The following is a 24,051-nucleotide window of genomic DNA, read 5'->3' as shown; positions in this document are numbered from 1 at the left end:
TTGTATAAATCGAATAAAAGTAAAAAACATTATTGTTAGAATTGTGAATGATAAGTCATATGTAAACGCTTATAATTGTATGTGAAATGAAAAAGGAGTTGAATTACATGGACATCCGATCTTCTTTTGAGGCTCTAGATAAAAAATTCACTGCGTTTGGCGGTTTGACTGGTGGGGGCATCACGCGTCTGCTTTATTCTAAAGAATGGTCAAATGCTGTTCAAGCATTGAAAGAAACATTAGAAAAAGATGGATTTGAAACAGAATTCGATAGCATCGGCAACTTGAAAGGACGTATTGAAGGGAGTAAATACCCTGAAGAAACAATTATGTCCGGCTCTCACATTGACACAGTTGTTGAAGGTGGTCATTTAGATGGTCAATTTGGTGTATTAGCTGCTGTTGTTGCGATGCAGTCACTTAAAGCTGAATATGGTCAACCATTACGTTCATTAGAAATTTTAGCTTTAGCGGAAGAGGAAGGTAGTCGTTTCCCATTTGCTTTCTGGGGAAGCAAAAACTTCTTCAACTTAGCCGATAAAGCTGATGTTGATTCAATTGCTGATGGTGAAGGTGTTGCTTTTAAAGAAGCAATGCGTGAATGTGGTTTTGATTATCGAACAGCCGATAATGATTATAGCTACATAAAATCATTTATCGAAGTGCATATTGAACAGGGTAAAGTATTAGAAACTGAAAATAAATCAATTGGTGTCGTTAACGGTATCGTTGGTCAAAAACGTTATACGATCAACTTAAAAGGTGAAGCAAACCATGCAGGTACGACACCGATGGGCTTGAGAAATGACGCAGTTGTAGCATTCAGCAAAATTGCTAACCAATTAACAGAGCGTGCGCGAGAAATAGGGGATCCACTAGTCATTACATTTGGTCGCGTAGACCCAGTGCCGAATACAGTTAATGTGGTTCCTGGAGAAGTTACGTTCTCTATTGATTGCCGTCATATTAATCAAGATGAGTTAAATCAATTCGCAGAAGAAATTGATGCATGTATTAAACGTGTATCTGAAGAAGAAGGCGTGCAATGTGACATCGATTTATGGATGGACGAAGCACCGACATTGATGGATGAGCGCTTGGTTAAAGAAGTTCAAAATGCTGCTGAAACGGTAGTGGGTGAATCAGAGTGGAAATTAATGCCTTCTGGTGCAGGTCACGATTCTCAAATTTTCGCTAAATATGTGCCGACATCAATGTTGTTTGTACCATCCATTAACGGTGTGAGTCACAACGTTGAAGAAGAGACAAATTTAGAAGATTTAGTTAAAGGTATCGAAGTGTTAAAACAAGTGTTATATAAACTTGCTTATAAAGAATAATATTTGGTCATAAACAACTAGAACAACATCATTGAGCTATACAAATAAACATGGTTCAACAAACTTTTTATAGAGACAAGCAAAAAAGACTTTAAATACAGATAAAGAAAAGGAGCATTTTATTTATGGGTTATATTAATCATAATCAAGGATATAGAGAAGGTTTATTAGAAACACGTTCAGTAATTAAAAAAGATAACTATGCAGTCATTACACCAGATGGGTTAGTAAATAACGTTGTGCCTGGTTTTGAAGATTGTGACGTAACGATTCTGGGTTCACCAAGACTTGGTGCACGCTTTGTAGACTACCTTGTAACATTGAAAAATCAAGGTGGTAATAGACAAGGATTTGGTGGAGATGGTGTTCAGACATTCATCTATGTTGAATACGGAAACATCAATGCGTATGCAGATGATAAAAAATATGAATTGAGCGCAGGTGGTTATTTATATGTACCATCTCATCAAGTAATGACATTTGAAAATAGCAATCAAAATAACGACAGTCGAGTGTTCTTATATAAAAAACGTTACCAACCTTTAGAAGGTTATACGCCAGAAGTTGTAACTGGAAACGTTAATGATATGGTTCAAGAACCATATGAAGGCATGGAAGAAGTGAAAATTCTTGATTTGCTACCTAAAGAATTAGCATATGATATGAATATTCACATCTTGTCATTTAAACCAGGGGCTTCACACGGTTATATTGAAACACACGTTCAAGAACATGGGGCTTATGTATTAAGTGGACGTGGCATGTACAACTTAGACAACGAATGGCAACCAGTTGATAAAGGTGATTATATCTTTATGGGTGCTTATGCACCACAAGCAACTTATGCTGTTGGTTTAGACGAACCATTCGCTTACATCTATTCCAAGGATGCAAATAGAGATATAGAAATTTAAGGAAGGTTGTTAGTCATGGAAGAGGGAGCATTAATATACGTCGAACGTGGTAAACTACGCCAATTATTTAAAGAGAAATTAACACACGCAGGTTTACCTGACGCGCAAGCTGAAAAAACAGCAGATCTGATGATATTTGCTGACGAGCGAGGCATTCATTCACATGGCTCAGTTCGAATGCAGTATTATGCAGAGCGAATTGCTAAAAAAGGTTTTAATTTGGAACCAGATTTGAAATTTACGAAGACTGGTCCTTCAGCAGGCACATATTTCGGCGATAATGCTGTTGGCCATTATGTTGCATATCAAGCGATGGAAGAAGCGATTAATTTAGCAAAATCCAGTGGTATCGGCATGGTAGGTATTCAAGAGATGGGGCATAGTGGTGCCATTGGCTATTTTGCAGAACAAGCTGCAAAACAAGGCATGGTTGCATTAACAGTATGCCAATCTGACCCGATGGTCGTACCATTTGGTGGTACAGAACCTTATTTTGGTACGAATCCAATCGCCTTTGCCTCACCACGAAAAAATGGTGACCCCATATTGTTTGATATGGCAACAACGGTACAAGCGTGGGGGAAAATATTAGATGCACGCTCAAAACACAAATCAATACCTGATACATGGGCAGTGGACAAACAAGGTGAACCTACTACAAATCCTTTTGAAGTAGCTGCATTATTACCTGTAGCCGGACCAAAAGGTTACGGCTTGATGATGATGGTAGATATATTAGCAGGTAGCTTATTAGGTTTGCCATTTGGTAAGCATGTCACTTCGATGTATGAAAATTTAAGTCGATATCGTAGATTAGGACAATTTCATATTGTGATTAATCCAGCATATTTTGGTGATGAAACACAATTTTTAACACAAGTTTCTGACATGGTAGATGAGTTACACAGTGTTAAACCAGCCAAAGGTTTTGATCAAGTGTATTACCCAGGTGAGATTCAAGAAGAAGTTAAAAAACAATATGCAGAGCGTGGTATTCCAGTTGCTCAAGAAATTTATGATTATTTAATATCTGATGACATATTTTAGGAAGTCATAAAAAGAAGTGAACGAGATAATTTAATGTAATAAATGGTGACTTACGACATTTAGCATGGTGCGTCTTTAGTAACTTCTTTTTTTACTGCTTGAAAACACATTTTATAGTGAAATAAAACACAATAATAGTAATAAGGAGGTTGTAATATGCGCGTTTCTAAAAATAAATTGTTTGATTTAATGAAAAATAAACTTGTTAAAGCTGGATTAAATGAAGATGCTGCAAAGGATGTCGCTGATGTTTTGACTTTTGCAGACCATCGAGGTATTCATTCTCATGGTGCAGTCAGAGTGGAATATTATGCGGAACGTATTGCTAAGGGAGGGATTACTGCTAACCCAGAGTATCAATTTGAGCAAACGGGTCCTTCGACAGGTGTTTTTGAAGGGGATAATGGCCCTGGACATCAAGCTGCAAAACAAGCAATGGAAAAAGCAATTGAAATGGCCAAAAAAAATGGTGTAGCGGTTGTAGGTGTGAAACATATTTCTCATAGTGGTGCTTTAGGTTATTTCGTGGAAATGGCATCTAAAGCAAACATGGTTGGTTTAAGTATGTGTCAGTCTGATCCAATGGTTGTACCTTTTGGTGGTACAGAGCCTTATTTCGGTACAAATCCAATTGCATTTAGTGCACCGTCAAATGATGAGCGTATCATTACATTTGATATGGCTACAACAGTACAAGCGTGGGGTAAAGTACTTGATGCTAGAGCTAAACATCTATCTATTCCAGATACATGGGCAGTAGATGCTAACGGTGAGCCAACAACAAATGCAAGAGATGTTCATGCACTAGTTCCAGTAGCGGGGCCGAAAGGTTACGGTTTGATGATGATGGTAGATATCTTGTCAGGAAGTCTGCTAGGTGTGCCACATGGTGTGCATGTTTCATCTATGTACAAAGATTTAACCAAAGGCCGTGATCTTGGACAATTACACATCGTCATTAACCCTGCATTCTTTACAGACTTAGACCAGTTTAAATCACGTATTTCAACGATGTTAGATGAATTGAAAGCTCAACCAGCTGCTGAAGGATATGGAGAAATATTCTATCCAGGTGAACGTGGACGCTTACGTAGTGAAAAATACGATGAAAAAGGCATTGAAATTGTTGATGAAATTTACGATTACTTAGTGTCAGAAGACGTACACTTTGATCGTTATCACGGAAAAAATAGATTTGCAGAATAATAACGGAGGAATAGTATGTTATACACAATAATTAAAGAAAACACGTACCAAGATTCGATTGTCTTAATGTTATTATCGAATAAATTATCTGCGATTGATGGTGTGAACCAAGTATCAATTATGATGGGGACGCCTGCCAATAAAGACATTTTCAAATCATCAGGATTTGATACTGCAGAATTAGACAACGCGAAACCTAACGATATCGTAGTCATCGTAGATACAGATGATGAATCAAAAGTTGATGAAGTTAATGAACAAGTAGATGCAGAACTCAAAGGTAAAGATGAAGAGGGTGACAAGTCTAAAAAACAAGACGAAGCTTCAAACTGGAACCGTGCTTTAGAGTTAGCAAACAATCCGAACTTGGCATTAATTTCAATCCCTGGTCAATATGCAGCAATGGAAGCTGAAACTGCTTTAAAAAACAATTTAAACGTATTTATGTTTAGTGATAACGTTGCTAAATCAGACGAAGTGCGTTTAAAACAAATGGCGCATGAAAAAGGATTATTAGTGATGGGACCTGACTGTGGTACAGGTATTATCCATAGCTTACCACTTGCTTTCACTAACACAGTGAACGAAGGTGACATTGGTGTTATTGGTGCTTCTGGTACAGGTATCCAAGAAGTGACAACAATCATTGACCGTGAAGGCAAAGGTGTGACTAACGCAATCGGTACTGGTGGACGTGATCTATCAACTGAAGTTGGTGCAATCACGATGTTAGATAGTATTAAAGCGTTAAATGCAGATCCTAAGGTTAAAGTCATTACTGTTATTTCTAAACCACCGGCTAAAGAAGTCGAAGAAAAAGTATTAAATCTTCTACGTAATATTGAAAAACCTGTTGTTACCTTATTCTTAGGTTCTAAACCAACTTACACTGAAGAAAATATCTACCATGCATATACATTAGAAGAAGCGGCACGCGTATCTGTTCAACTGTCTAATAATGAAACATCACAATTCAAACCAACATTTAAAGATAATCTTGGCATTGAATTTGCTGACAATCAAGATGGTATCAAAGGATATTATTCTGGTGGCACTTTAGCTTCAGAAGCAGCTATGTTAGTTAAAGATACTTTAGGTGACGCTTCAGGCGAAGTAACACCAGAAGGTTTCTCATATAAAGGTGGAAACCATGAAATCATCGACTTGGGCGATGACATTTATACACAAGGTAGACCGCATCCAATGATTGATCCATCCAAACGTATTGAAATGTTAGAAACTTCTTCTGATGATCCGTCAACTGCTGTAATCATGTTAGATAATGTCATAGGTTATGGTAGTCATGATGACATGGCTAGCGAACTTGCACCGACCATCAAAACGATTTTAGAAAAAGTTAAAGCTAACGGTCGTTCATTAGCGGTTCTTGCTACGGTTGTTGGTACGCAACATGACCACCAGGGATATGATAGCCAAGTTAAAACGTTAACAGAAGCTGGCGCCATTGTTTGTGAAACAAACGATCAAATGGTGCGTACTGCACTTAACTTAGTTGGTAGCAATGTAGCTCAACCAAAATTAGTAACGAAATCATTTGATTCAGAACCGGTTGATTTAACTGTCGATGAAAAAATAATGAATTTAATAAATATGAAACCAAGTGTGATTAACATTGGATTGAAGAGCTTTACTGAAGCAATCCAAGCAAGTGATGCACCAGTCGTTCAATTCAACTGGCGCCCAATTGCAGGTGGAGATGAAAAATTAATGAAAGTACTACAATTCTTAAACAATTATGAAGGAGAGACGGTATAAAATGGCTTATAAAACAATAGATGAAGCTAACCAAGCAGTCATTGATAAGATGATTGCAGCAGCACCATTTTTAGTAGATGTAGTGCCAGCCAAATCTAAAATTCCTGAACTCAAAGAAAATGTATTATTACATGCTGGTCCACCAATTAAATATGAAAATATGACAGATCCTATGCAAGGTTCTTGTGTCGGTGCAATCCTTTTTGAAGGATGGGCAGATAATGAACAAGATGCACGTAATTTGTTAGAAGAAGGACAAATCACTTTCATCCCATGTCACCATGTCAATGCAGTTGGTCCAATGGGTGGTATTACTTCAGCTAACATGCCTGTACTTGTTGTGGAAAACAGAGAGACAGGTAACGAAGCATATTGCCAAATGAACGAAGGTATCGGCGCAGTATTACGTTTCGGTGCTTATAATGATACAGTAGTCAATCGTCTTCACTGGATGAAAGATGTTTTAGGACCAGTATTAAGCAAAGCATTACACAAAATGAACGATGGCTTAAATGTTAATGTGTTAATCGCGAAAGCAATTGCAATGGGTGATGAGTTCCACCAACGAAATATTGCAGCTTCCTTAGCTTTCTTAAAAGAAGTTGCGCCTATCATTTCCTCATTAGACGATGTTGAAGCAGAAAAACGTACAGAGGTGCTACAATTCTTAGCGGATACAGACCAATTCTTCTTAAACGTAGCGATGGCTACAGGTAAAGCTATGATGGATGCTGCACGTACAATCGAACACGGTACAGTTGTAACCGCTATGTGTCGTAACGGCGAAAACTTCGGTATTCGCATCGCTGGTATGGGCGATGAATGGTTTACTGCACCAGTCAATACGCCTCATGGCTTATTCTTCACAGGCTATTCTGCTGAAGATGCTAATACTGATATCGGTGACTCTGCCATCACTGAAACAATCGGTGTTGGTGGTATGGCAATGATCGCTGCGCCAGCAGTAACTAGATTTGTTGGTACTGGTGGCTTTGATGATGCATTAGATATCAGTAATGAAATGACTGAAATTTGTATCGGTGAGAATCCAAACTTTGCCATTCCTACGTGGAACTTCAAAGGTGCTTGCTTAGGCATTGATGCACGTAAAGTCGTTGAAACAGGTATTACTCCAGTTATTAATACAGGTATTGCACATAAAATTGCTGGTTATGGTCAAATTGGTGCAGGTACAGTTCACCCACCGATTGAATGTTTTGAAAAAGCAATTACTGCATACGCAGAGAAATTAGGCTTTAAAGCGTGATTTTCCACGCAACAGCTATAGGCAATATTGCCAAGGAAATATTAGCAAATCATCAAACTTTTTATGTGCATAGCATATTTAATAAAGGATTCAATATTGTTAATGATGCGCAAGAACTTATATTTATAGGTACCGATGAAAATGGCATGTTTCCATTTGGTATATTAATAGACCAACAAACGAAACGTAGTTTGTTAAATGAGATTTCCTTAAACCAACAAATCACTATAGGTCCTAACACAATTCATATGAGTAAAACATGCCAACTTGTGTGGCAAGTTGCATCATTGCCATTTAAAGACTTCGCTGAAAAGGTAAATAATGATGAATTAAAGCAAAATATATCGACATATGACTTTACAATGTACGATGAAGGTGACTTTGACCGCCAAACAATGAGCCGAATCATACATGCACTTAAATATGAAGATGCTGAAACCGTAGAACAATATTACCGCTACCTCATTGGTAGAGGACAAGGGCTTACGCCTTCTGGTGATGACATTCTAACTGGTATGTTGTTTATTCATTTTACCGATCCATATATTAGAAAACCAAATTTAGAAAAATTAAAACATCTACTTAATGAACCATTAACAACACGAGTAGGAGAAACCTTTTTAAAATGCGCACAACAAGGGTTATTTAGTTCGAAAATATCAGAGTTACAACATGAACCGTCACTGGCAAACATTGATCGACTGCTTAAAGTAGGTTCGTCATCAGGAAGAGACACAGTATATGGCATGTTTGTAGCATTAACTTGAAGGAGTGAAACGTATGAGTAAACGTGTTGTACTTGCTTTAGGTGGTAACGCTATTTTACAACCCAAACAAGAAGCGTCATACGATAATCAATATAAAAATGTGTTTGCTGCTACACGTAAAATGGCAGAGTTGAAAAAAATTGGACATAACGTTGTCATTACACATGGTAATGTGCCACAAGTCGGTAATATTATTGCACAAAATGAAGCAGCAAAAGACGTTGTTGATCCACTTCCAATTAACGCTTGTAATGCTGAATCACAAGGTTTCATCGGTTATATGATGGAAGAATCTTTGAAAAACCATTTGCATGCATTAGACATCCAAAGTGATGTGGTAACATTATTAACAATGGTAGAAGTGGATAAAGATGATCAAGCATTTGATAATCCAACAAAACCGATTGGCGTATTTTTTGACGAAATTGAAGCAAAACGTCTAGAAGAAGCGCATGGTTTTGTGATGGTAGAAGATGCAGGTAGAGGTTACCGTCGTGTTGTTCCGTCACCAGAACCACTTGTGATTCACGGCGTAAATCAAATCAAAGCATTGATTGATCAAGCAATCGTTATTTCGTCTGGTGGCGGTGGTATACCAGTTTACCGTGATGAAAACGGAAGTATTCAAGGTGTTGAAGCGGTTATCGATAAAGATCGCTCTGGTTTGAAACTTGCGCAACAAGTTAAAGCAGATACATTCATGATGTTAACAGACGTCTAGTCAAGTCCATAATTTTGTGTAATATCTTTAGATGTAATCAACCATTGGTTTTTCTATGGTATTAACAAAATATATATGCTTGGTTTTTAGCTGATATATTTTGTTAATCTCTACTAATTTTAAAAAAATTAGTAGTAATTCTAAGTAATAAAAGGTCGTTTTGAACTATCAAAATTTTCTTGGATATCCATAAGTACAGCACCAATTAATCTAAAAGCAGAGTCTAAATTAGGGAAAGTCTTAATGACTTTCTCTCTTTTTCTAACTTGCATATTGATGTTCTCAATAGAATTAGTCGTACGTAAACTTTTATGATGTTGTGCTGGGAACCTATAGAACTGAGCAGCATCTTCGAAGCCTTGATCTAATATATTGAGTGCTTCTGAATACTTTGGATTATTTTGATATTTAGTTATCAGTTCTTCTTTAAGCTGTAATGCATGTTGATAAGTAGGTGCTTTAAAAATAGATTTAAGTAACAGTTTTGCATCTTCAGAATTTTTCTTAGGGAAACGTTCAACAATGTTTTTAAGAAAATGAAAAGTACAACGTTGCCAAGATGAATCTATAAATTGAGATTTAATAGATTTAATAAGACCAGAATGAGCATCAGAAATAATAAGCTCTGGTGTCGTTAAACCACGCATTCTAAGGTCTTCAAAAAATTCAGACCAAGCCTTTTCAGATTCTTGATTAGAAATTTTAAAGCCAATAATTTCACGCTGTCTAAGTTCATTGATACCCATTGCGGTGTAAACACCCTTGGATACTATTTGATTATTCTCTTTAACTTTTATATACATAGCATCAACAAACACATACTTATATTGATGATTCGTAATGGGTCTACTTGCCCATTCTTGAATATCAGGATCTATATTTTTCATTACTTCAGAAATCGTTGATTTCGATACAGATTCCCCTGATAAAGCCTCGACAATTTTCGTGATATTCCGAGTTGAAACACCATTAATATAAGCTTCCATCATAGCTAAAATAAGAGATTGATCAGAGCGTGTGTACTGTTCGAAAACGTCAGTTGTAAACTCACCATCACGTGTTCTAGGCACTTTCAGATGAATTTTACCAACAGGCATCATAAAATCACGTTCGTAGTAGCCATTTCGTTGGGCAATCCTTTTAGGATTCTTTTGTTTGAAATCTGCATTTACATACTGGTCTCTTTCCATCTCCATATAAGCATTTAAGACAGATACAGCAATACTTTTCATAGCTGTATTTAAGTTACTTTCAAATATAGCACTTGCCAATTCTTCAAAGTCTACGTTAATATTTAATTGAGTCATATATAGTCACCTCTACAATTTTTCTTAGTCGATTACATTGTACTAAAGTGAGCTATATATGGCTCTTATTTTATTACACAATTATATGGACATATTCGACGTCTAGTAGACGTCTCAAATGTTTGTGTGAACTTTGGTAAACCGGACGAAGAGAAATTAGCAACGATTTCAGTTGAACAAGCAAAAGCTTATGTTGCAGAGGGACAATTTCCTGCAGGAAGTATGTTACCTAAGATTGAAGCTGCGATTCAATTTGCTGAAATGGGTAAAGAAGCGATTATTTGTTCATTAGATGATGCAGTTGAAGCATTAGAGGGTAAAGCAGGTACACGTATTTTATTAAATGTTGATCAATCATAAATGAGTTACTTAGAATCAATTATTTGCGAATCGTTCAAATGGTTTTCATTTGTTCGATTCGTTGTATTATTATATTAAAAGACTAAAAGACTTGGAAGAAAGGTGGTATAAGATGACTGAACCCTATCGCATACATAGAATCAAAGAAAATTGGGGCGTAATTTTAGCAATTGTGTTTATTGCTTCTACCTTACGTGCACCACTCACATCAGTAGGGCCTGTAGTTGATGAGATTAAGCATGTAATGGAAATTAATAACAGTGTTGCTGGCATCTTAACTACTATACCGCTCATTATTTTTGCGATTGTTTCTCCATTAGTATCGAGAGTAACTTCACGTTTAACAATGTCTCGTACAATTTTGTACTCTACAATATTATTGATTATTGGATTGTACTTACGTGTAGCTGGGGATTTTAGTTTATTCATTACTGGTACATTAGTATTAGGGATAGCAATTGCATTTGGTAACGTTGTATTACCTAGTTATGTGAAATGGTATTTCCCGATGCAAATTGGTATAGCTACGGGTATCTATAGTGGGACTATGAACTTTACAGCAGGCTTAGGTGGAGGATTGAGTTTCCCATTATCTCAAACACCGCTTGGTTTTAGGTTGTCATTGTCATTTTGGATTATTCTAGGGATTATCGCAATTATTTTATGGATACCGAAAGCACGTAAAGGTGCAAAATTAGAAAAACAAACAATTGATGAAACACAAGTCAAACATCACAAAAAAGTTAATATTGTCAAATCTAAATTAGCTTGGATGGTGGCTTTGACGATGGGCTTCCAATCCATGGTGTTCTATACTGTTGTTGCATGGGTACCATCGATATTAGTGGATAGAGGTGTGGATCCATCCACAGCAGGCTATTTATTAATGCTCAATCAATTTTCCCAAGTACCTATGACATTTTCATTTCCAATTATTGCATCTAAATTGAAAGACCAACGTATATTGGTTGTTATTATCACAATCTTATTCTTAACTGGTTTTGGCTTATTCTTTACACAGTCATTAGTATTACTTGTTATCGGTATGGTCATTGCTGGTTTAGCAATGGGCGCTTGTTTCAGTTTATGTATGACATTCTTTTCCATTCGTGCACGGACAAGTGATGGTAGTATTTCATTATCAGGGTTCGGCCAATCAGTAGGCTATTTAATCGCAGCGATTGGACCATTTTTAATTGGATACTTACATGATTACACAGGAAATTGGATATCAGGTATTATTGCATTATTGTTAATGTCATTACTATTCTTTATTTTTGGTTATCCAGCAGCTAAAAATAGAGTTGTAGAAGATGAATCGTAGAAAAGACTTAAATTTAAAAAGGTACGACACCAACGCTTTAGGTTTGGAGTTGTACCTTTTTGATTTATCTAATGAAAAGATGTGTTAAAAAATTTATGATATTTCATTGTTATCATAGTGGTTTAAAAGTGTTTTAATCGCAGTTTCTAGGTCAAGGTTTTTAATGTGGCCTTGGGAAATAAGGTGAGCTGCAAATGCAGCTAAAAACGTTAAGATGTTTTGTTTTTGGACGGCATAACCCATAATTCCGATTCTCCATATTTTACCTTTTAACTCTCCGAAGGAACCTGCAATTTCTATTCCATAATTTTTTAATAAACCATCTCTGAATGTTATATCATCTATGCCATCAGGGATATTAACGCATATCACCATTTTCATTTCGTTTGATTCATCACCATAAATTTCTAACCCTAGTGCTTTCAAAGCTGATTTTAAACCTTCTTGATGGCATGTATGACGCTGAGCGCGTGCTTCTAGACCTTCAGATAGTGCTAACCTTAGACCAGTATGAAGCGCATATATTGAAGTTGTTGCTTCAGTGTGGTGATTTAAACGCTTTGGACTCCAATAGTCTTGTAACTGTGTTAAATCTAAATAATTGCTTCTGATAAAATGATGTTGTTCTGTTGCTTCAGTAGAACGAATACCAAGTTCTACACGTTTGCGCGCATTGATAGCATCACTAAATCTATCATTGAAAGTGATTGGGGTAATACCTGAAGGAATAGATAAACATTTTTGAGCGCCACCAATGACTGCATCTAATTCCCATTCATCAACTGGAATAACCATGCCTTGGTATGTGGCAACAGCATCTAGAACAGAATATATCCCTCTTTCTTTACATGCACGACCAAGTTGATCAATCGGTTGCAATCTACCAGTCGATGTTTCACCGTGAACAATAGCGAGTACTTTCGGTTGATATTGATCTAGTGCTTCAATGATTTCTGACTGTTCAAATACCTCTCCCATTGGTTTATAAATGCTGTGGACGTTACCACCAGCACGTGTAACCAGTTCAGCGAATAAATAGCCAAAACGTCCAATGACTGGGACTAAAACATCATCGCCAGGCTTCACAATACTGGAAATTACAGCTTCTAAGCCAGCACGACTTGTACCATCAATAGGAAATGACCACTGGTTTTTTGTTAAAAATGATTTGCGGATTAGCTCCATCGTTTGATTCATAATGTCAACAAATTCGTAGTCAAATTGACCTAAGATAGAGTTTGACATTGCTTGTGAAACACGGGGGTCTACGCTAACAGGGCCGGGTGTCATTATTAATCTTTTGTTGATTTTTAAATCATCCATATTTATTACCTCATTTCCTTTTAATTCCGTCATTATATATTATACTTTATTAAAGCTGATATATATTCGTCAAAATCGATAATAATTTAACAATCATTTATCTGAATATTACAAAAATAAAGTGGATAAATAGAAATTATCTTATATACTTGTATGTAGATAAAATGATTTTCCACAACTTCATTATTTATAAATGTTTGAAAGAAGATACATAAAATTGTACACTATATAAGCATGCCAAGGGTATGCACACACTATGGGTCGCTGTGAGCATGCGCTTAGGCATGTTTCCAGACTTCCTCATAGAAGCAAGCTACTTCCTTTAAGGAAGTGGCTTGTATTTTTTTACGATAATCACTTGAATGATCTTGGTTTTTTATTAATCATATCTCTTTGTATCGTAACGATTTTCTATTACAATATGTATGGATGTTAAAAGTTGGAGTGACAATGGATGATAAATGTAAAAGAACCTAATCCAATATTTTTGGAAAATGAATCTTCTGAACGTGCCGTATTGTTATTACATTCGTTTACAGGAACAATCAGAGATGTGAAATTATTAGCAACAAAATTAAATAAAGCGGGTTTTACCTGTTATGTTCCTGCCTATAAAGGACATGGTTTATTACTCGAATCATTGATGGCTTATGACGCAGAGGATTGGTGGCAAGATGCGTTAGAAGGGTATCAATTTTTACAAGATAAGGGCTATTCGAATATAAGTGTATGTGGCATATCGTTAGGTGGTATCTTGTCTTTAAAATTGGCAGAAGAAAAACAAGTTAGTTCTGTTGCAGTCATGTCGACGCCGTTTAGTAAAGATGATGCAGGACTTGCGAGCAGACTGGAATTTTATGGCGGACGCATGGGTAATTTAGTAGGTTTGTCTCAAGAAACAATTCGACAACAAATTGACCAAATTGAAAACTATACCACTGGATTTGATAAATTCAAAAAGCTTGTTGATGATGTGATGGCGAATTTAAACCGGATATCTGCTCCTATCGCTATAAAATTTGGCGAACAGGATGAAAAAGCTTATGAAGTTAGTGCAAATTATATTTATAATCAAATTGCACATGAAGATAAAGAAATTCAAGGTTACGCTACTTGTAAACATTTAATGACGTATGGAGAAGGTCATTTAGAAGTAGAACAAGATATTATTGCATTTTTTGAAGATTATACATAAGCCATGAAAATATTAAAAAGGATGATTTCTACCAAATGGAGTAGAAGTCATCCTTTTTTGTTCAATATGTTTCAAATTAAGTTCTCCAAAATGTTGTACAATCCGCTTTGTCATCGATATTGAATTGAATAATGGACTTCAATAATGCATAGTTAACGTCTTGAGTCCATTTAATACGAAATAAATTATTGGTTTGTGAATATCCAGCTGCTTCAATTTGTTCCGTAAATTCAGCCATTCCTTTAGCTTCGGGTGCTACTGAGAAATGCTGTTTGGACTTACTAAAAGCGATAATAAACGTACCGTGATGTGTATACATCGGTTGATTCCATTTTACAGTTGTTTCGAGTTCAGGAAAGGTCTCGGAAATCCAATTAAAGATAGCTTTCATCGTGGCTGTTTGTTTGTCATTATCCAGTGACTGTAAAAAATCATTAAATTCAGTCATACAATATCTCCATCCTTAAAGTGTGAATTTTATTATATAGCGTAAGCGTATTATATCAATTACATGCAAATATATCACTTTATAGGTGAGTGAATTTAATCTAAATTTCCAATTTGAGTGTATCAACAGTTTATGATAATTTCAGAAATCTCATTTGACATTTTGCTATGTTACATATAAAAATACATCCCATAATTGAAGGGATGTATTGATGAGCATAGATATGTGTTGGCATATCGTTGGATAACAATGCGCACTAACTTAAGACATTTCAGTTTGCGATTTAGCATAAAAGAAGTCAATAATGATACCGATTAGCAAACATACTATAAATGGTATCAACCATGCTAGTTGGATATTCGCTAATGGGAAATGCGCATATACAACATTAAGTACTTTAATTAAATTAAAATCACTTAATATTTGTAATAAAGAAATAATCAATGTTGCAATCGTTGGTATGATAAAGCTATATTTCATTTCAAATGAGATAAATATACTCAATAACGAAATAAGCACTAATACGATAGATGTTGGATAAATAAATGTAAGTAATGGTACAGCAATTTCCAAAATAAGCTCTAATCCTAATGTAGAAACAATAAAACCTAATATTGAAAAGATAAGTACAAATAATTTATAAGAAATTTTTGGTAATTTTTTCATTGCAAATGCTGAACAAGCATTCACAAGTCCAATACATGTTGTTAAACAAGCTAATATCACAATGATTCCAAAAATTAAGTTTCCTAAAGCACCAAACACACGTAATGAGTTAAAAGTTAAAATATCTGTGCCATCTTTAAAGCCTGTTTGATCAGTTGTTGCACCAACATAGGCTAAAGCAAAATAAATGATAAATAACAGTACAGCCGAAATAAAGCCAGCTTTCACAACATTTTTAACTAATAATTTTGGCTCGTTAACACCATTTAATTTAAAACTTTGTACAATGACTACTGAAAAAGCGAGTGCAGCAACGAGATCCATTGTGAAGTAACCTTCTAAGATACCTGACACAAGTGGAGTTTGTGCAAAGTCGCCACCAGCTTTACCAATTGAACCTTCAGGGTTAATAATCACTAAAATACATAAAATAGCGATAATGCATATTAAAATAGGTGTTAGGTATTTACCCAAATTATCTATGATTCGATTTGGATAAAGCGCAATCAAGTAAACAACTAAGAAAAAGACTGCTGAAAATATAATTAAAGTTAATTGATTATGTACAGGTAAAACATTTTTTGTACCAATTTCATAAGCGACATTTGCAGCACGTGGAATCCCGTATAATGCGCCAATAGACGCGTAAATACAGATTGCAAAAATCGTACCAAATACTGGATGGACTTTGTTACCAATACTTTCAACGCCACCGTTCATATAAGCTACTACGATGACTGTTAAATACGGTAATAAAATACCGGTGATTGAAAATCCTATCATTGAAACCCACATATTTTCTTGAGCTGTATATCCTAACATAGGTGGAAATATTAGATTTCCGGCTCCAAAGAAAAATGAGAATAACATAAGACCGGAAATCAGTATGAGTCTATTCATTTTAATACCTCTATTATTTTTAAAATTATTTGTTGCAAAACATACATTAATATAACACAAAAGTTATATGAATTCAATGAAATTTCAGAAAATTAAACCATGTAAGATGTTAAATTAAGTTGAATTTTTAATGTCATAATAATAAAGAAAACTACAATATCAAGCGTTTTAAACAGCTAACTATTGAGCTCAATTCAAAAAAATGTTATAGTAGTTTCCTATGTTACATAAACGCTTTAACGTAATAAAGAATAATAGGGTGTAAAGGATGTATGAACGATGCACAATGAATCACAATGGAAGTCCTCGCTCGGTTTCATATTGGCAAGTGCTGGATCCGCAATAGGACTAGGCGCAATGTGGAAATTTCCATATATGGCAGGTATATATGGTGGTGGTGCTTTCTTATTAATGTTTTTAATATTCACACTGCTTGTAGGACTGCCATTATTAATGATGGAATTTACAGTAGGTAAAATGGGCAAAACGTATACTACTAAAATATATGAAAAATTAACAAATAAAAAATGGTTAAATATTATAGGTTGGAATGGTAATTTAGCTGTATTTATCTTATTTGGCTTTTATAGTGTTATCGGTGGTTGGATTATCATATATATATTCAATGTATTATTTCAAATATTCTCGCTTAATGGTGATAAATTAGGGCACATAGCATTTGAATCAATTATTAGTAATCCATGGTTGACCATTACAGGCCAAGGAATATTTATCTTGTTAACGATGTTCATTGTAATGATGGGGGTTGAAAAAGGATTAGAAAAAGCATCTAAATTTATGATGCCATTACTATTTATCTTCCTTATTATTATTGTTGTTAAATCGTTATCTTTAGATGGATCATTTGAAGGTTTGAAATATATATTACAACCACGAATAGAAGACATTTCAATAGAGGGTATTTTATTTGCCCTAGGCCAATCATTTTTTACACTTTCATTAGGAACAACAGGCATGATTACATATGCTAGTTATGCACCTAAAGAAATGACGATTAAAACTTCGGCTGTTTCGATTGTAGCGATGAATATTCTAGTATCAGTGTTGGCAGGTCTAGCAATATTCCCTGCGATTTCAGCTTTTGGCTATAGTCCGACTGAAGGTCCGGGCTTACTTTTTAAAGTGTTGCCAAAAGTATTTGATCAAATGGCATATGGTCCAGGTTTCTATTTTATTTTCTTAATATTATTTTTATTTGCAGCACTTACTTCTTCAATTTCGTTACTTGAACTCAATGTGTCCAACTTTACTAAGAATGATAATTCGAAACGTAAATCTGTATCGTTTTATATAAGTATCCTTGTTTTTATCATAAGTATTCCCGCAACACTGTCTTTTGGAAGCCTAAGTCATATAAAATTTGCAGCAGGAACTATTTTTGATAATATGGATTTCTTAGTTTCTAATATTTTAATGCCTTTAGGTGCATTAGGAACAACACTTGTTGTAGGACAATTGCTCGATAAACAAGCATTAAAAGAACATTTTGGAAAAGATAAATTACGATTGTTTATACCTTGGTATTATCTCATCAAATTTATCTTGCCAATCGTTATTATATTAATATTTGTCGTACAATTTTTATAGAAATTAAATAACATTAATTCTTCACCCCTTATCATATCAATGTAAAAATTGATTATTGATAGGGGCTTTTTTGAATAATTTGTAAAGTGTAAATTAAGTTATTATATTTTTATTTATGTTGTTGACTATGTTTTATTTATTTAGTAAAGTCAAATTAAATTATTTATTTAAAAAAATTGTTGTATTGCTTTAATTGTTTTAAATAGATAATTTAATTTTTATAATTGTATGAAAACGTTTTCTGAAAGGAGTGGTAGTTTATGAAAGAGATTTTTGGTAAATTTTTCGAATTAGTGCCACGTTTTATTTTAAATTTATTCATTTAGCAAAAGGAAGTTTGTTATTTATTAAATTCTATTAACCAAGAGGTGTCTAGTATGGAACAGAAGAAAAACAAATATAGTATTCGTAAATTTACTTTTGGCGCATTATCTATATTGATTGGGTCTTTACTATTTCTAGGTGTAGACAGTGCGCAAGCTGCTGAAACAGAAAAACAAACAAGTGAAATGAGCTATCAAGACATTGGGGAGAATGTTGGGGAAACAAATAGTGATAACACTACTGGGGATAGTGGTGTGCCGGTTAATAAGAATGATAAACAAACTTCAGATAATCAAAGCTTACATAATGATACATTTACGACTGAAGTAGAAAACGAAAGTAACGAAAAAATTGACGTAGAAAATAATAATAGCCAAACAAAAAACGAGACATCAAAAGAAGTAGATCCAGAATACAACGAGCAAGATAAAACAAAAGATGAACCATCCGAAGAAGTAGATCCAGAATACAACGAACAAGATAAAATAAAAGATGAGACATCAAAAGAAGTAGATCCAGAATACAACGAGCAAGATAAAGCAAAAGATGAGACATCAAAAGAAGTAGATCCAGAATACAATGAGCAAGATAAAGCAAAAGATGAGACATCAAAAGAAGTAGATCCAGAATACAACGAACAAGATAAAGCAAAAGATGAGATATCCGAAGAAGTAGATCCGGAATACAAGGAGCAAGATAAAGCAAAAGATGAGATATCCGAAGAAGTAGATCCGGAATACAACGAGCAAGATAAAGCAAAAGGTGAGAAATCAGAAGAAGTAGATCCAGAATACAACGAGCAAGATAAAGCAAAAGATGAGATATCCGAAGAAGTAGATCCGGAATACAACGAGCAAGATAAAGCAAAAGATGAGACATCCGAAGAAGTAGATCCGGAATACAATGAACAAGATAAAGCAAAAGATGAGACATCAGAAGAAGTAGATTCGGAATACAATGAACAAGATAAAGCAAAAGATGAGAGATCAGAAGAAGTAGATTCAGAATACAATGAGCAAGACAAAGCAAAAGATGAGACATCAGAAGAAGTAGATTCGGAATATAATGAGCAAGATAAAGCAAAAGATGAGACATCAGAAGAAGTAGATTCAGAATACAACGAGCAAGACAAAGCAAAAGAGATGAAAGTAAATGCAGATTCATCGCAATCAGAAGTTCAAAGTGGTGTTAAATTTGGACAGTTAAAAAATGATGATTTAGTTAGTGAAGATCGTCAAAGCAATCAAAAGAACAACGATCAAGAAAAAAGTTTAGCTTTACTTAAGAAAAATGCAGTTGCTACAACAAATAATCAAGTGAATCAACAGAACGTTGAGAAAACTCAAACGCAACCTACAAAAAAAGCGAAACAAAGCCAATATAAAAACCAAGATCCTATTATCTTAGTGCATGGTTTTAATGGCTTTACAGATGATATTAAACCATCTGTTTTACCTCATTATTGGGGTGGAGACAAATTAAATATACAACAAGACTTAGAACAAAAGGGTTACAATGCATATGAAGCAAGTATTGGTGCTTTAAGTAGTAATCATGATAGAGCAGTTGAGTTATATTATTACATTAAAGGTGGCACAGTAGATTACGGTGCTGCACATGCTGAAAAATATGGACATGACCGTTATGGTAAAACATATGAAGGTGTATATAAAGATTGGCAACCAGGTCAAAAAGTTCATTTAGTCGGTCATAGCATGGGTGGACAAACCATTAGACAATTAGAAGAATATTTACGTAATGGTGATCCAGAAGAAATAGAGTATCAAAAACAACATGGTGGCGATATATCCCCAGTATTTCAAGGCAATAATGATAATATGATTAGTTCAATTACCACTTTAGCAACACCTCATAATGGTACACATGCAGCTGATCAACTAGGTAATGAAACGCTCATCAGACAAGCTGCGTTTGATTATGCGAAATTAAAAGGTAATAAAAATTCTAAAGTTAGCTTTGGCTTAGAGCAATGGGGTTTAAAACAAAAAGACGATGAAACATATAATCAATATGTTGAACGATTGAAAGATAGTAAATTATGGACGACAGATGATAATGGATTTTACGATTTAACAAGAGCAGGCGCAACTGAATTAAATAAAAAAACATCACTAAATCCGAATATAGTTTATAAAACATATACTGGAGAATCTACGAGAGATGGTTTATTTGGTAGACAAAAATCAGATATTAATATGTATTTACCTATGGGTATAACAGGTAATGTGATTGGAAAAGCACCAGAAAAAGAGTGGCGTGTCAATGATGGACTTGTTTCGACAATTTCAGCATTACATCCATTTAACCAAGCATATGTAGAAGCATCGAATCAGGTTCAAAAAGGTGTTTGGCAAGTAACACCAATTATGCACAATTGGGATCATGCAGATTTTGTTGGCCAAGATAGTAATGATACAAAGCGTTCACAAGCAGAATTAAGCCAATTTTATGAAGGCATTGCTTCGGATTTAGTAAGAACTGAAAGTGCTGAAGCATAGTTGAAACGGTGCGATTATATTTTATGAAGGTGAGGGAAAATGATGAGTGGAGACTTTTTTGATTTAGTAGGTTCATTATTCAATATATTGAAAACTTTATTTTCGTAAGTAATCGAAAATTGATAAATAAGCCAATAACGTTTAACTATCAATATATACTGAATATTGTTTAAGTCAATTTGATAGGATACATCAGAGCGAGGATAATTAATCAAAAGTTAGACTTTGATTTTATCTTCGCTCATTTTTAGTTGCGTAAAATGCAGTGTGTTCTATTTTCTTGAAAACAATATTTGTCTGACGAAAAAGGATAAAAGGTGAATGATACGATTGAAAAGGTGAAGAAAGTGAAACAAGACGCTAAATATGGATGGAAATAATATCAATGAATTGTAATGTGCAGCTATTGATTATGTTGTATGTCAAAAAGAGACTGATACATGTCGTATCAGTCTCTTTAAAGAGGTTAGAAATTATTTACCTGTGAATAAACCAACAATTTTTTTGATGATATCAATGATAAAGTCCATGTCCTTCACCTCACTTTAATTTGTTAACTTCACTATAAAAGAATTGTGCTAAATTTTGTTTAAAATTCCCTAAATAGTAATAAATTATTCCAAAATGGAAATTAATAAAAATATATAACAATAGCGCATTCAAAAGTGTATGAAAAGTGATTACATAATTATTTAAATTATAGAATCTTGCTTTCAAAGAAAAGTAACGGTTTCATTAATACAAAATTTCCGTAGAAACAAAGCAAACGTCAATTTCTATAAAATTCTATAGAAATTGACGTTTATTCATTAATTAAAGTCATTGTGGTTATAGAGACACATATTTTAAAGTATTGCTCATAAAATTCGTTTGAGACTGATAATTTTTTAAAATCTAAATAGTTGTATAAAAGTGACAAAGTGAATGTATTAAAATAGATTTTATATTAAACAATTTAAGCGAATGTTACTCATTAGTCAGTGATTGCGCCTTTTGAAGCAGATGATACGAGTTTGGCATATTTTGCTAATGTACCACGTGTTTCTTTTAGTGGAGGGGCTTGCCATGCATTACGACGACGTTCTAACTCTTCATCAGAAATATCAAAACTAATTTCTAAATTTTCAGCATCAATAGTAATGATGTCGTCTTCTTGAAGTAATGCCATTGGGCCACCTGCTTGAGATTCTGGAGCAGCATGACCTACTACTAGACCATGTGAACCACCTGAAAAACGTCCATCTGTTAACAATGCAACAGATTCACCTAATCCTTTTCCTACCAAAATAGAAGAAGCTGATAGCATTTCTGGCATACCAGGTGCACCTTTTGGTCCAGCATAGCGAATCACCACGACATCTCCAGGTTGAATATCGTCATTGAGTATTGCTTTTGTCGCTGCAGGTTCTGAATCAAAAACTTTCGCAGGCCCTTTAATATAAGTAACACTTAAACCTGAAATTTTGGCTACTGCGCCCTCAGGTGCTAGATTACCTTTTAAAATAACAAGTGGCCCTGTAGGATGTTTAGGCTGATCAAAATTAATGATTGTTTTATCATCAGAAAGACTAGGCTGTTGAGCTAAGTTTTCTGCAACTGTTTTTCCAGTAACTGTTAAACAGTCACCATGGATTAACCCTTTTTCATGTAATAGTTTCATTACGCCTGGAACACCACCTACTTCATCAAGATGTGCCATTACGTATTTACCGCTAGGTCTTAAATCTGCAATATGCGGTACGCGTTTACGTATTTTTTCAAAATCATCAAGTGTTAAATCTACATCAATTGTATGTGCAATAGCTAGTAAATGTAAGATAGCATTTGTAGAGCCACCTAACGCCATGACAACAGTAATCGCATTTTCAAATGCTTCTTTGGTCATGATATCTTTAGGATATATACCTTGCTCTAATAAATGATAAACAGCTTTGCCCGCTGCGCGACTATCTTTTGATTTATTTGTTGATACAGCAGGGTGAGAGGCACTTCCAGGTAAACTCATTCCCATAGCTTCAATAGCTGAGGACATTGTATTAGCAGTAAACATCCCACCACAAGCTCCGGCACCAGGACACGCAGCGCACTCTACTTTATGTAATGCTGCTTTATCTATTTCTCCATTATTGTATTGTCCAACACCTTCAAAAGCAGATACAGCATCCAAATCTTTGCCATTCAATTTCCCAGGTAATATAGTCCCGCCATATACAAAGACAGCTGGTAAATTAAGACGAGCGATACCAATCATACAACCTGGCATGTTTTTGTCACAGCCACCGATTGCTACAACACCATCCAAATTTTCAGCACTGACTACGGACTCAATTGAATCAGCAATGATTTCACGGCTTGGCAGTGAGAAGCGCATACCGTCAGTGCCCATGGAAATCCCATCTGAAACTGTAATCGTATTAAAAATCAGTGGTGAACCTCCAGCTTCGCTTATACCGCGTTTAGATGCACGAGCGAGACCGTCGATGTGCATGTTACATGGTGTAACTTCACTCCATGTACTAGCAACGCCAATCATAGGTTTTTCAAAATCTTCGTCTTCAAAACCAAGTGCACGTAAATAAGATCGATTAGGCGTACGGCTTACACCTTCACTAATCACTTTGCTGCGGATTCGTAAATCTTTTGGTTGTTGATTTTGCGACTGTTCCTTGCTCAAATAATCCCCTCCAAAATAAAAATCACATTATATTAAGAATAATCTGAAAATTTTAAAATAATAAGTATCTGATGCCATAACACCTAAATGTTCATGCATATCACTGAATCGTAAAGTGACTTCGATACTTTTAAAATATAGTAAATTAGCTATACAAATGTATAGACATACACAATATCTATTTATTTAATTGATGTCAATATCAAAAGATTGTCTATAATCATTATTACCCTTTATCATATAAATTAATAGAACATATTTAAGAAAGTCTTACAAAACTTGGAATAACTCTATTTTTATTGTTTAAAGTGAATGAACGAAGTTGATCAGTTATAAGTTGTCACTGACGATTGAACTAATGCATC

At 34.8% G+C, this 24,051-nt stretch carries 16 protein-coding genes and 3 pseudogenes; 14 read left to right on the top strand and 5 right to left on the bottom strand.

Annotation, left to right across the window (positions count from 1 at the left end):
* The first annotated feature begins 107 nt into the window (after window positions 1-107).
* The 8 genes and pseudogenes from allC to KA867_RS06870 all read left to right on the top strand — a co-directional run.
* Window positions 108-1,340, top strand: a complete 1,233-nt coding sequence (allC, locus tag KA867_RS06905) for an allantoate deiminase (RefSeq protein ID WP_210137498.1) — start codon at window positions 108-110, stop codon at window positions 1,338-1,340.
* Between the two features lie 125 nt (window positions 1,341-1,465).
* Window positions 1,466-2,254, top strand: a complete 789-nt coding sequence (allE, locus tag KA867_RS06900; protein WP_145395533.1) for a (S)-ureidoglycine aminohydrolase — start codon at window positions 1,466-1,468, stop codon at window positions 2,252-2,254.
* A 15-nt stretch (window positions 2,255-2,269) separates the two neighbouring features.
* Window positions 2,270-3,301 carry an ureidoglycolate dehydrogenase gene (gene allD / locus KA867_RS06895; RefSeq protein WP_210137497.1) on the top strand — a complete coding sequence of 344 codons (1,032 nt, stop codon included), beginning with the start codon at window positions 2,270-2,272 and terminating at the stop codon, window positions 3,299-3,301.
* A 156-nt stretch (window positions 3,302-3,457) separates the two neighbouring features.
* The gene (allD, locus tag KA867_RS06890) at window positions 3,458-4,507 is read left to right on the top strand and encodes an ureidoglycolate dehydrogenase (protein ID WP_210137496.1); all 1,050 of its coding nucleotides are present in this window, start codon (window positions 3,458-3,460) and stop codon (window positions 4,505-4,507) included.
* Between the two features lie 15 nt (window positions 4,508-4,522).
* On the top strand, window positions 4,523-6,283 hold the full coding sequence (locus KA867_RS06885; RefSeq protein ID WP_210137495.1) for an acyl-CoA synthetase FdrA: 1,761 nt from the start codon (window positions 4,523-4,525) through the stop codon (window positions 6,281-6,283).
* Window position 6,284: 1 nt separating this feature from the next.
* Window positions 6,285-7,550 carry a YlbE family protein gene (locus KA867_RS06880; protein WP_210137494.1) on the top strand — a complete coding sequence of 422 codons (1,266 nt, stop codon included), beginning with the start codon at window positions 6,285-6,287 and terminating at the stop codon, window positions 7,548-7,550.
* Window positions 7,547-8,317 carry an oxamate carbamoyltransferase subunit AllH family protein gene (locus tag KA867_RS13540; RefSeq protein WP_210137493.1) on the top strand — a complete coding sequence of 257 codons (771 nt, stop codon included), beginning with the start codon at window positions 7,547-7,549 and terminating at the stop codon, window positions 8,315-8,317. The genes KA867_RS06880 and KA867_RS13540 overlap by 4 nt, the downstream gene beginning before the upstream one ends.
* A gap of 13 nt (window positions 8,318-8,330) precedes the next feature.
* Window positions 8,331-9,035 (top strand): annotated as a pseudogene (locus KA867_RS06870) (amino acid kinase family protein); the annotation flags it as partial.
* 143 nt (window positions 9,036-9,178) lie between these two features.
* Here KA867_RS06870 and KA867_RS06865 read toward each other — a convergent pair.
* On the bottom strand, window positions 9,179-10,345 hold the full coding sequence (locus KA867_RS06865; RefSeq protein WP_204230676.1) for an IS256 family transposase: 1,167 nt from the start codon (window positions 10,343-10,345) through the stop codon (window positions 9,179-9,181).
* Between the two features lie 102 nt (window positions 10,346-10,447).
* On the opposite strand from KA867_RS06865, the pseudogene KA867_RS06860 reads away from it, so the two are divergent.
* A pseudogene (locus KA867_RS06860) lies at window positions 10,448-10,705 on the top strand (amino acid kinase family protein); the annotation flags it as partial.
* A 112-nt stretch (window positions 10,706-10,817) separates the two neighbouring features.
* Window positions 10,818-12,029, top strand: a complete 1,212-nt coding sequence (locus KA867_RS06855) for a CynX/NimT family MFS transporter (RefSeq protein WP_210137492.1) — start codon at window positions 10,818-10,820, stop codon at window positions 12,027-12,029.
* Between the two features lie 93 nt (window positions 12,030-12,122).
* On the opposite strand, the gene KA867_RS06850 is transcribed toward KA867_RS06855, so the two are convergent.
* Window positions 12,123-13,352, bottom strand: a complete 1,230-nt coding sequence (locus tag KA867_RS06850; protein WP_210137491.1) for a pyridoxal-phosphate-dependent aminotransferase family protein — start codon at window positions 13,350-13,352, stop codon at window positions 12,123-12,125.
* Window positions 13,353-13,806: 454 nt separating this feature from the next.
* Between KA867_RS06850 and KA867_RS06845 the strand changes: the two genes are divergently transcribed.
* Window positions 13,807-14,547 (top strand): alpha/beta hydrolase, encoded by a 741-nt coding sequence (locus KA867_RS06845; protein ID WP_210137490.1) that lies wholly within the window; start codon window positions 13,807-13,809, stop codon window positions 14,545-14,547.
* Between the two features lie 76 nt (window positions 14,548-14,623).
* Here the strand turns inward: KA867_RS06845 and KA867_RS06840 are convergent, their stop codons facing one another.
* Window positions 14,624-14,995, bottom strand: a complete 372-nt coding sequence (locus tag KA867_RS06840; protein ID WP_210137489.1) for an iron chaperone — start codon at window positions 14,993-14,995, stop codon at window positions 14,624-14,626.
* A gap of 261 nt (window positions 14,996-15,256) precedes the next feature.
* Window positions 15,257-16,561 carry a branched-chain amino acid transport system II carrier protein gene (brnQ, locus tag KA867_RS06835; protein WP_210137488.1) on the bottom strand — a complete coding sequence of 435 codons (1,305 nt, stop codon included), beginning with the start codon at window positions 16,559-16,561 and terminating at the stop codon, window positions 15,257-15,259.
* Window positions 16,562-16,840: 279 nt separating this feature from the next.
* Here brnQ and KA867_RS06830 point away from each other — a divergent pair, with 279 nt between their 5' ends.
* The 3 genes and pseudogenes from KA867_RS06830 to lip all read left to right on the top strand — a co-directional run bounded on the left by KA867_RS06830 (window position 16,841) and on the right by lip (window position 21,012).
* Window positions 16,841-18,169, top strand: coding sequence for a sodium-dependent transporter (locus KA867_RS06830; RefSeq protein ID WP_210137487.1), 1,329 nt, complete (start codon window positions 16,841-16,843; stop codon window positions 18,167-18,169).
* 377 nt (window positions 18,170-18,546) lie between these two features.
* Window positions 18,547-18,634: pseudogene (locus KA867_RS13595) on the top strand (YSIRK-type signal peptide-containing protein); the annotation flags it as partial.
* 44 nt (window positions 18,635-18,678) lie between these two features.
* A complete protein-coding gene (gene lip, locus KA867_RS06825) occupies window positions 18,679-21,012 on the top strand; it encodes a YSIRK-targeted triacylglycerol lipase (protein ID WP_481906158.1) in 2,334 nt (777 codons plus the stop codon).
* 973 nt (window positions 21,013-21,985) lie between these two features.
* Here the strand turns inward: lip and ilvD are convergent.
* Complete coding sequence (gene ilvD, locus KA867_RS06820; protein ID WP_210137485.1) at window positions 21,986-23,686, bottom strand: dihydroxy-acid dehydratase; 1,701 nt, start codon at window positions 23,684-23,686, stop codon at window positions 21,986-21,988.
* Window positions 23,687-24,051 lie beyond the last annotated feature (365 nt).

This window comes from Staphylococcus sp. GDH8C109P (assembly GCF_017893405.1).
In the GTDB taxonomy this organism is placed as follows: Bacteria; Bacillota; Bacilli; order Staphylococcales; family Staphylococcaceae; genus Staphylococcus; species Staphylococcus cohnii.
This window is presented reverse-complemented; position numbering and strand designations above follow the sequence as displayed.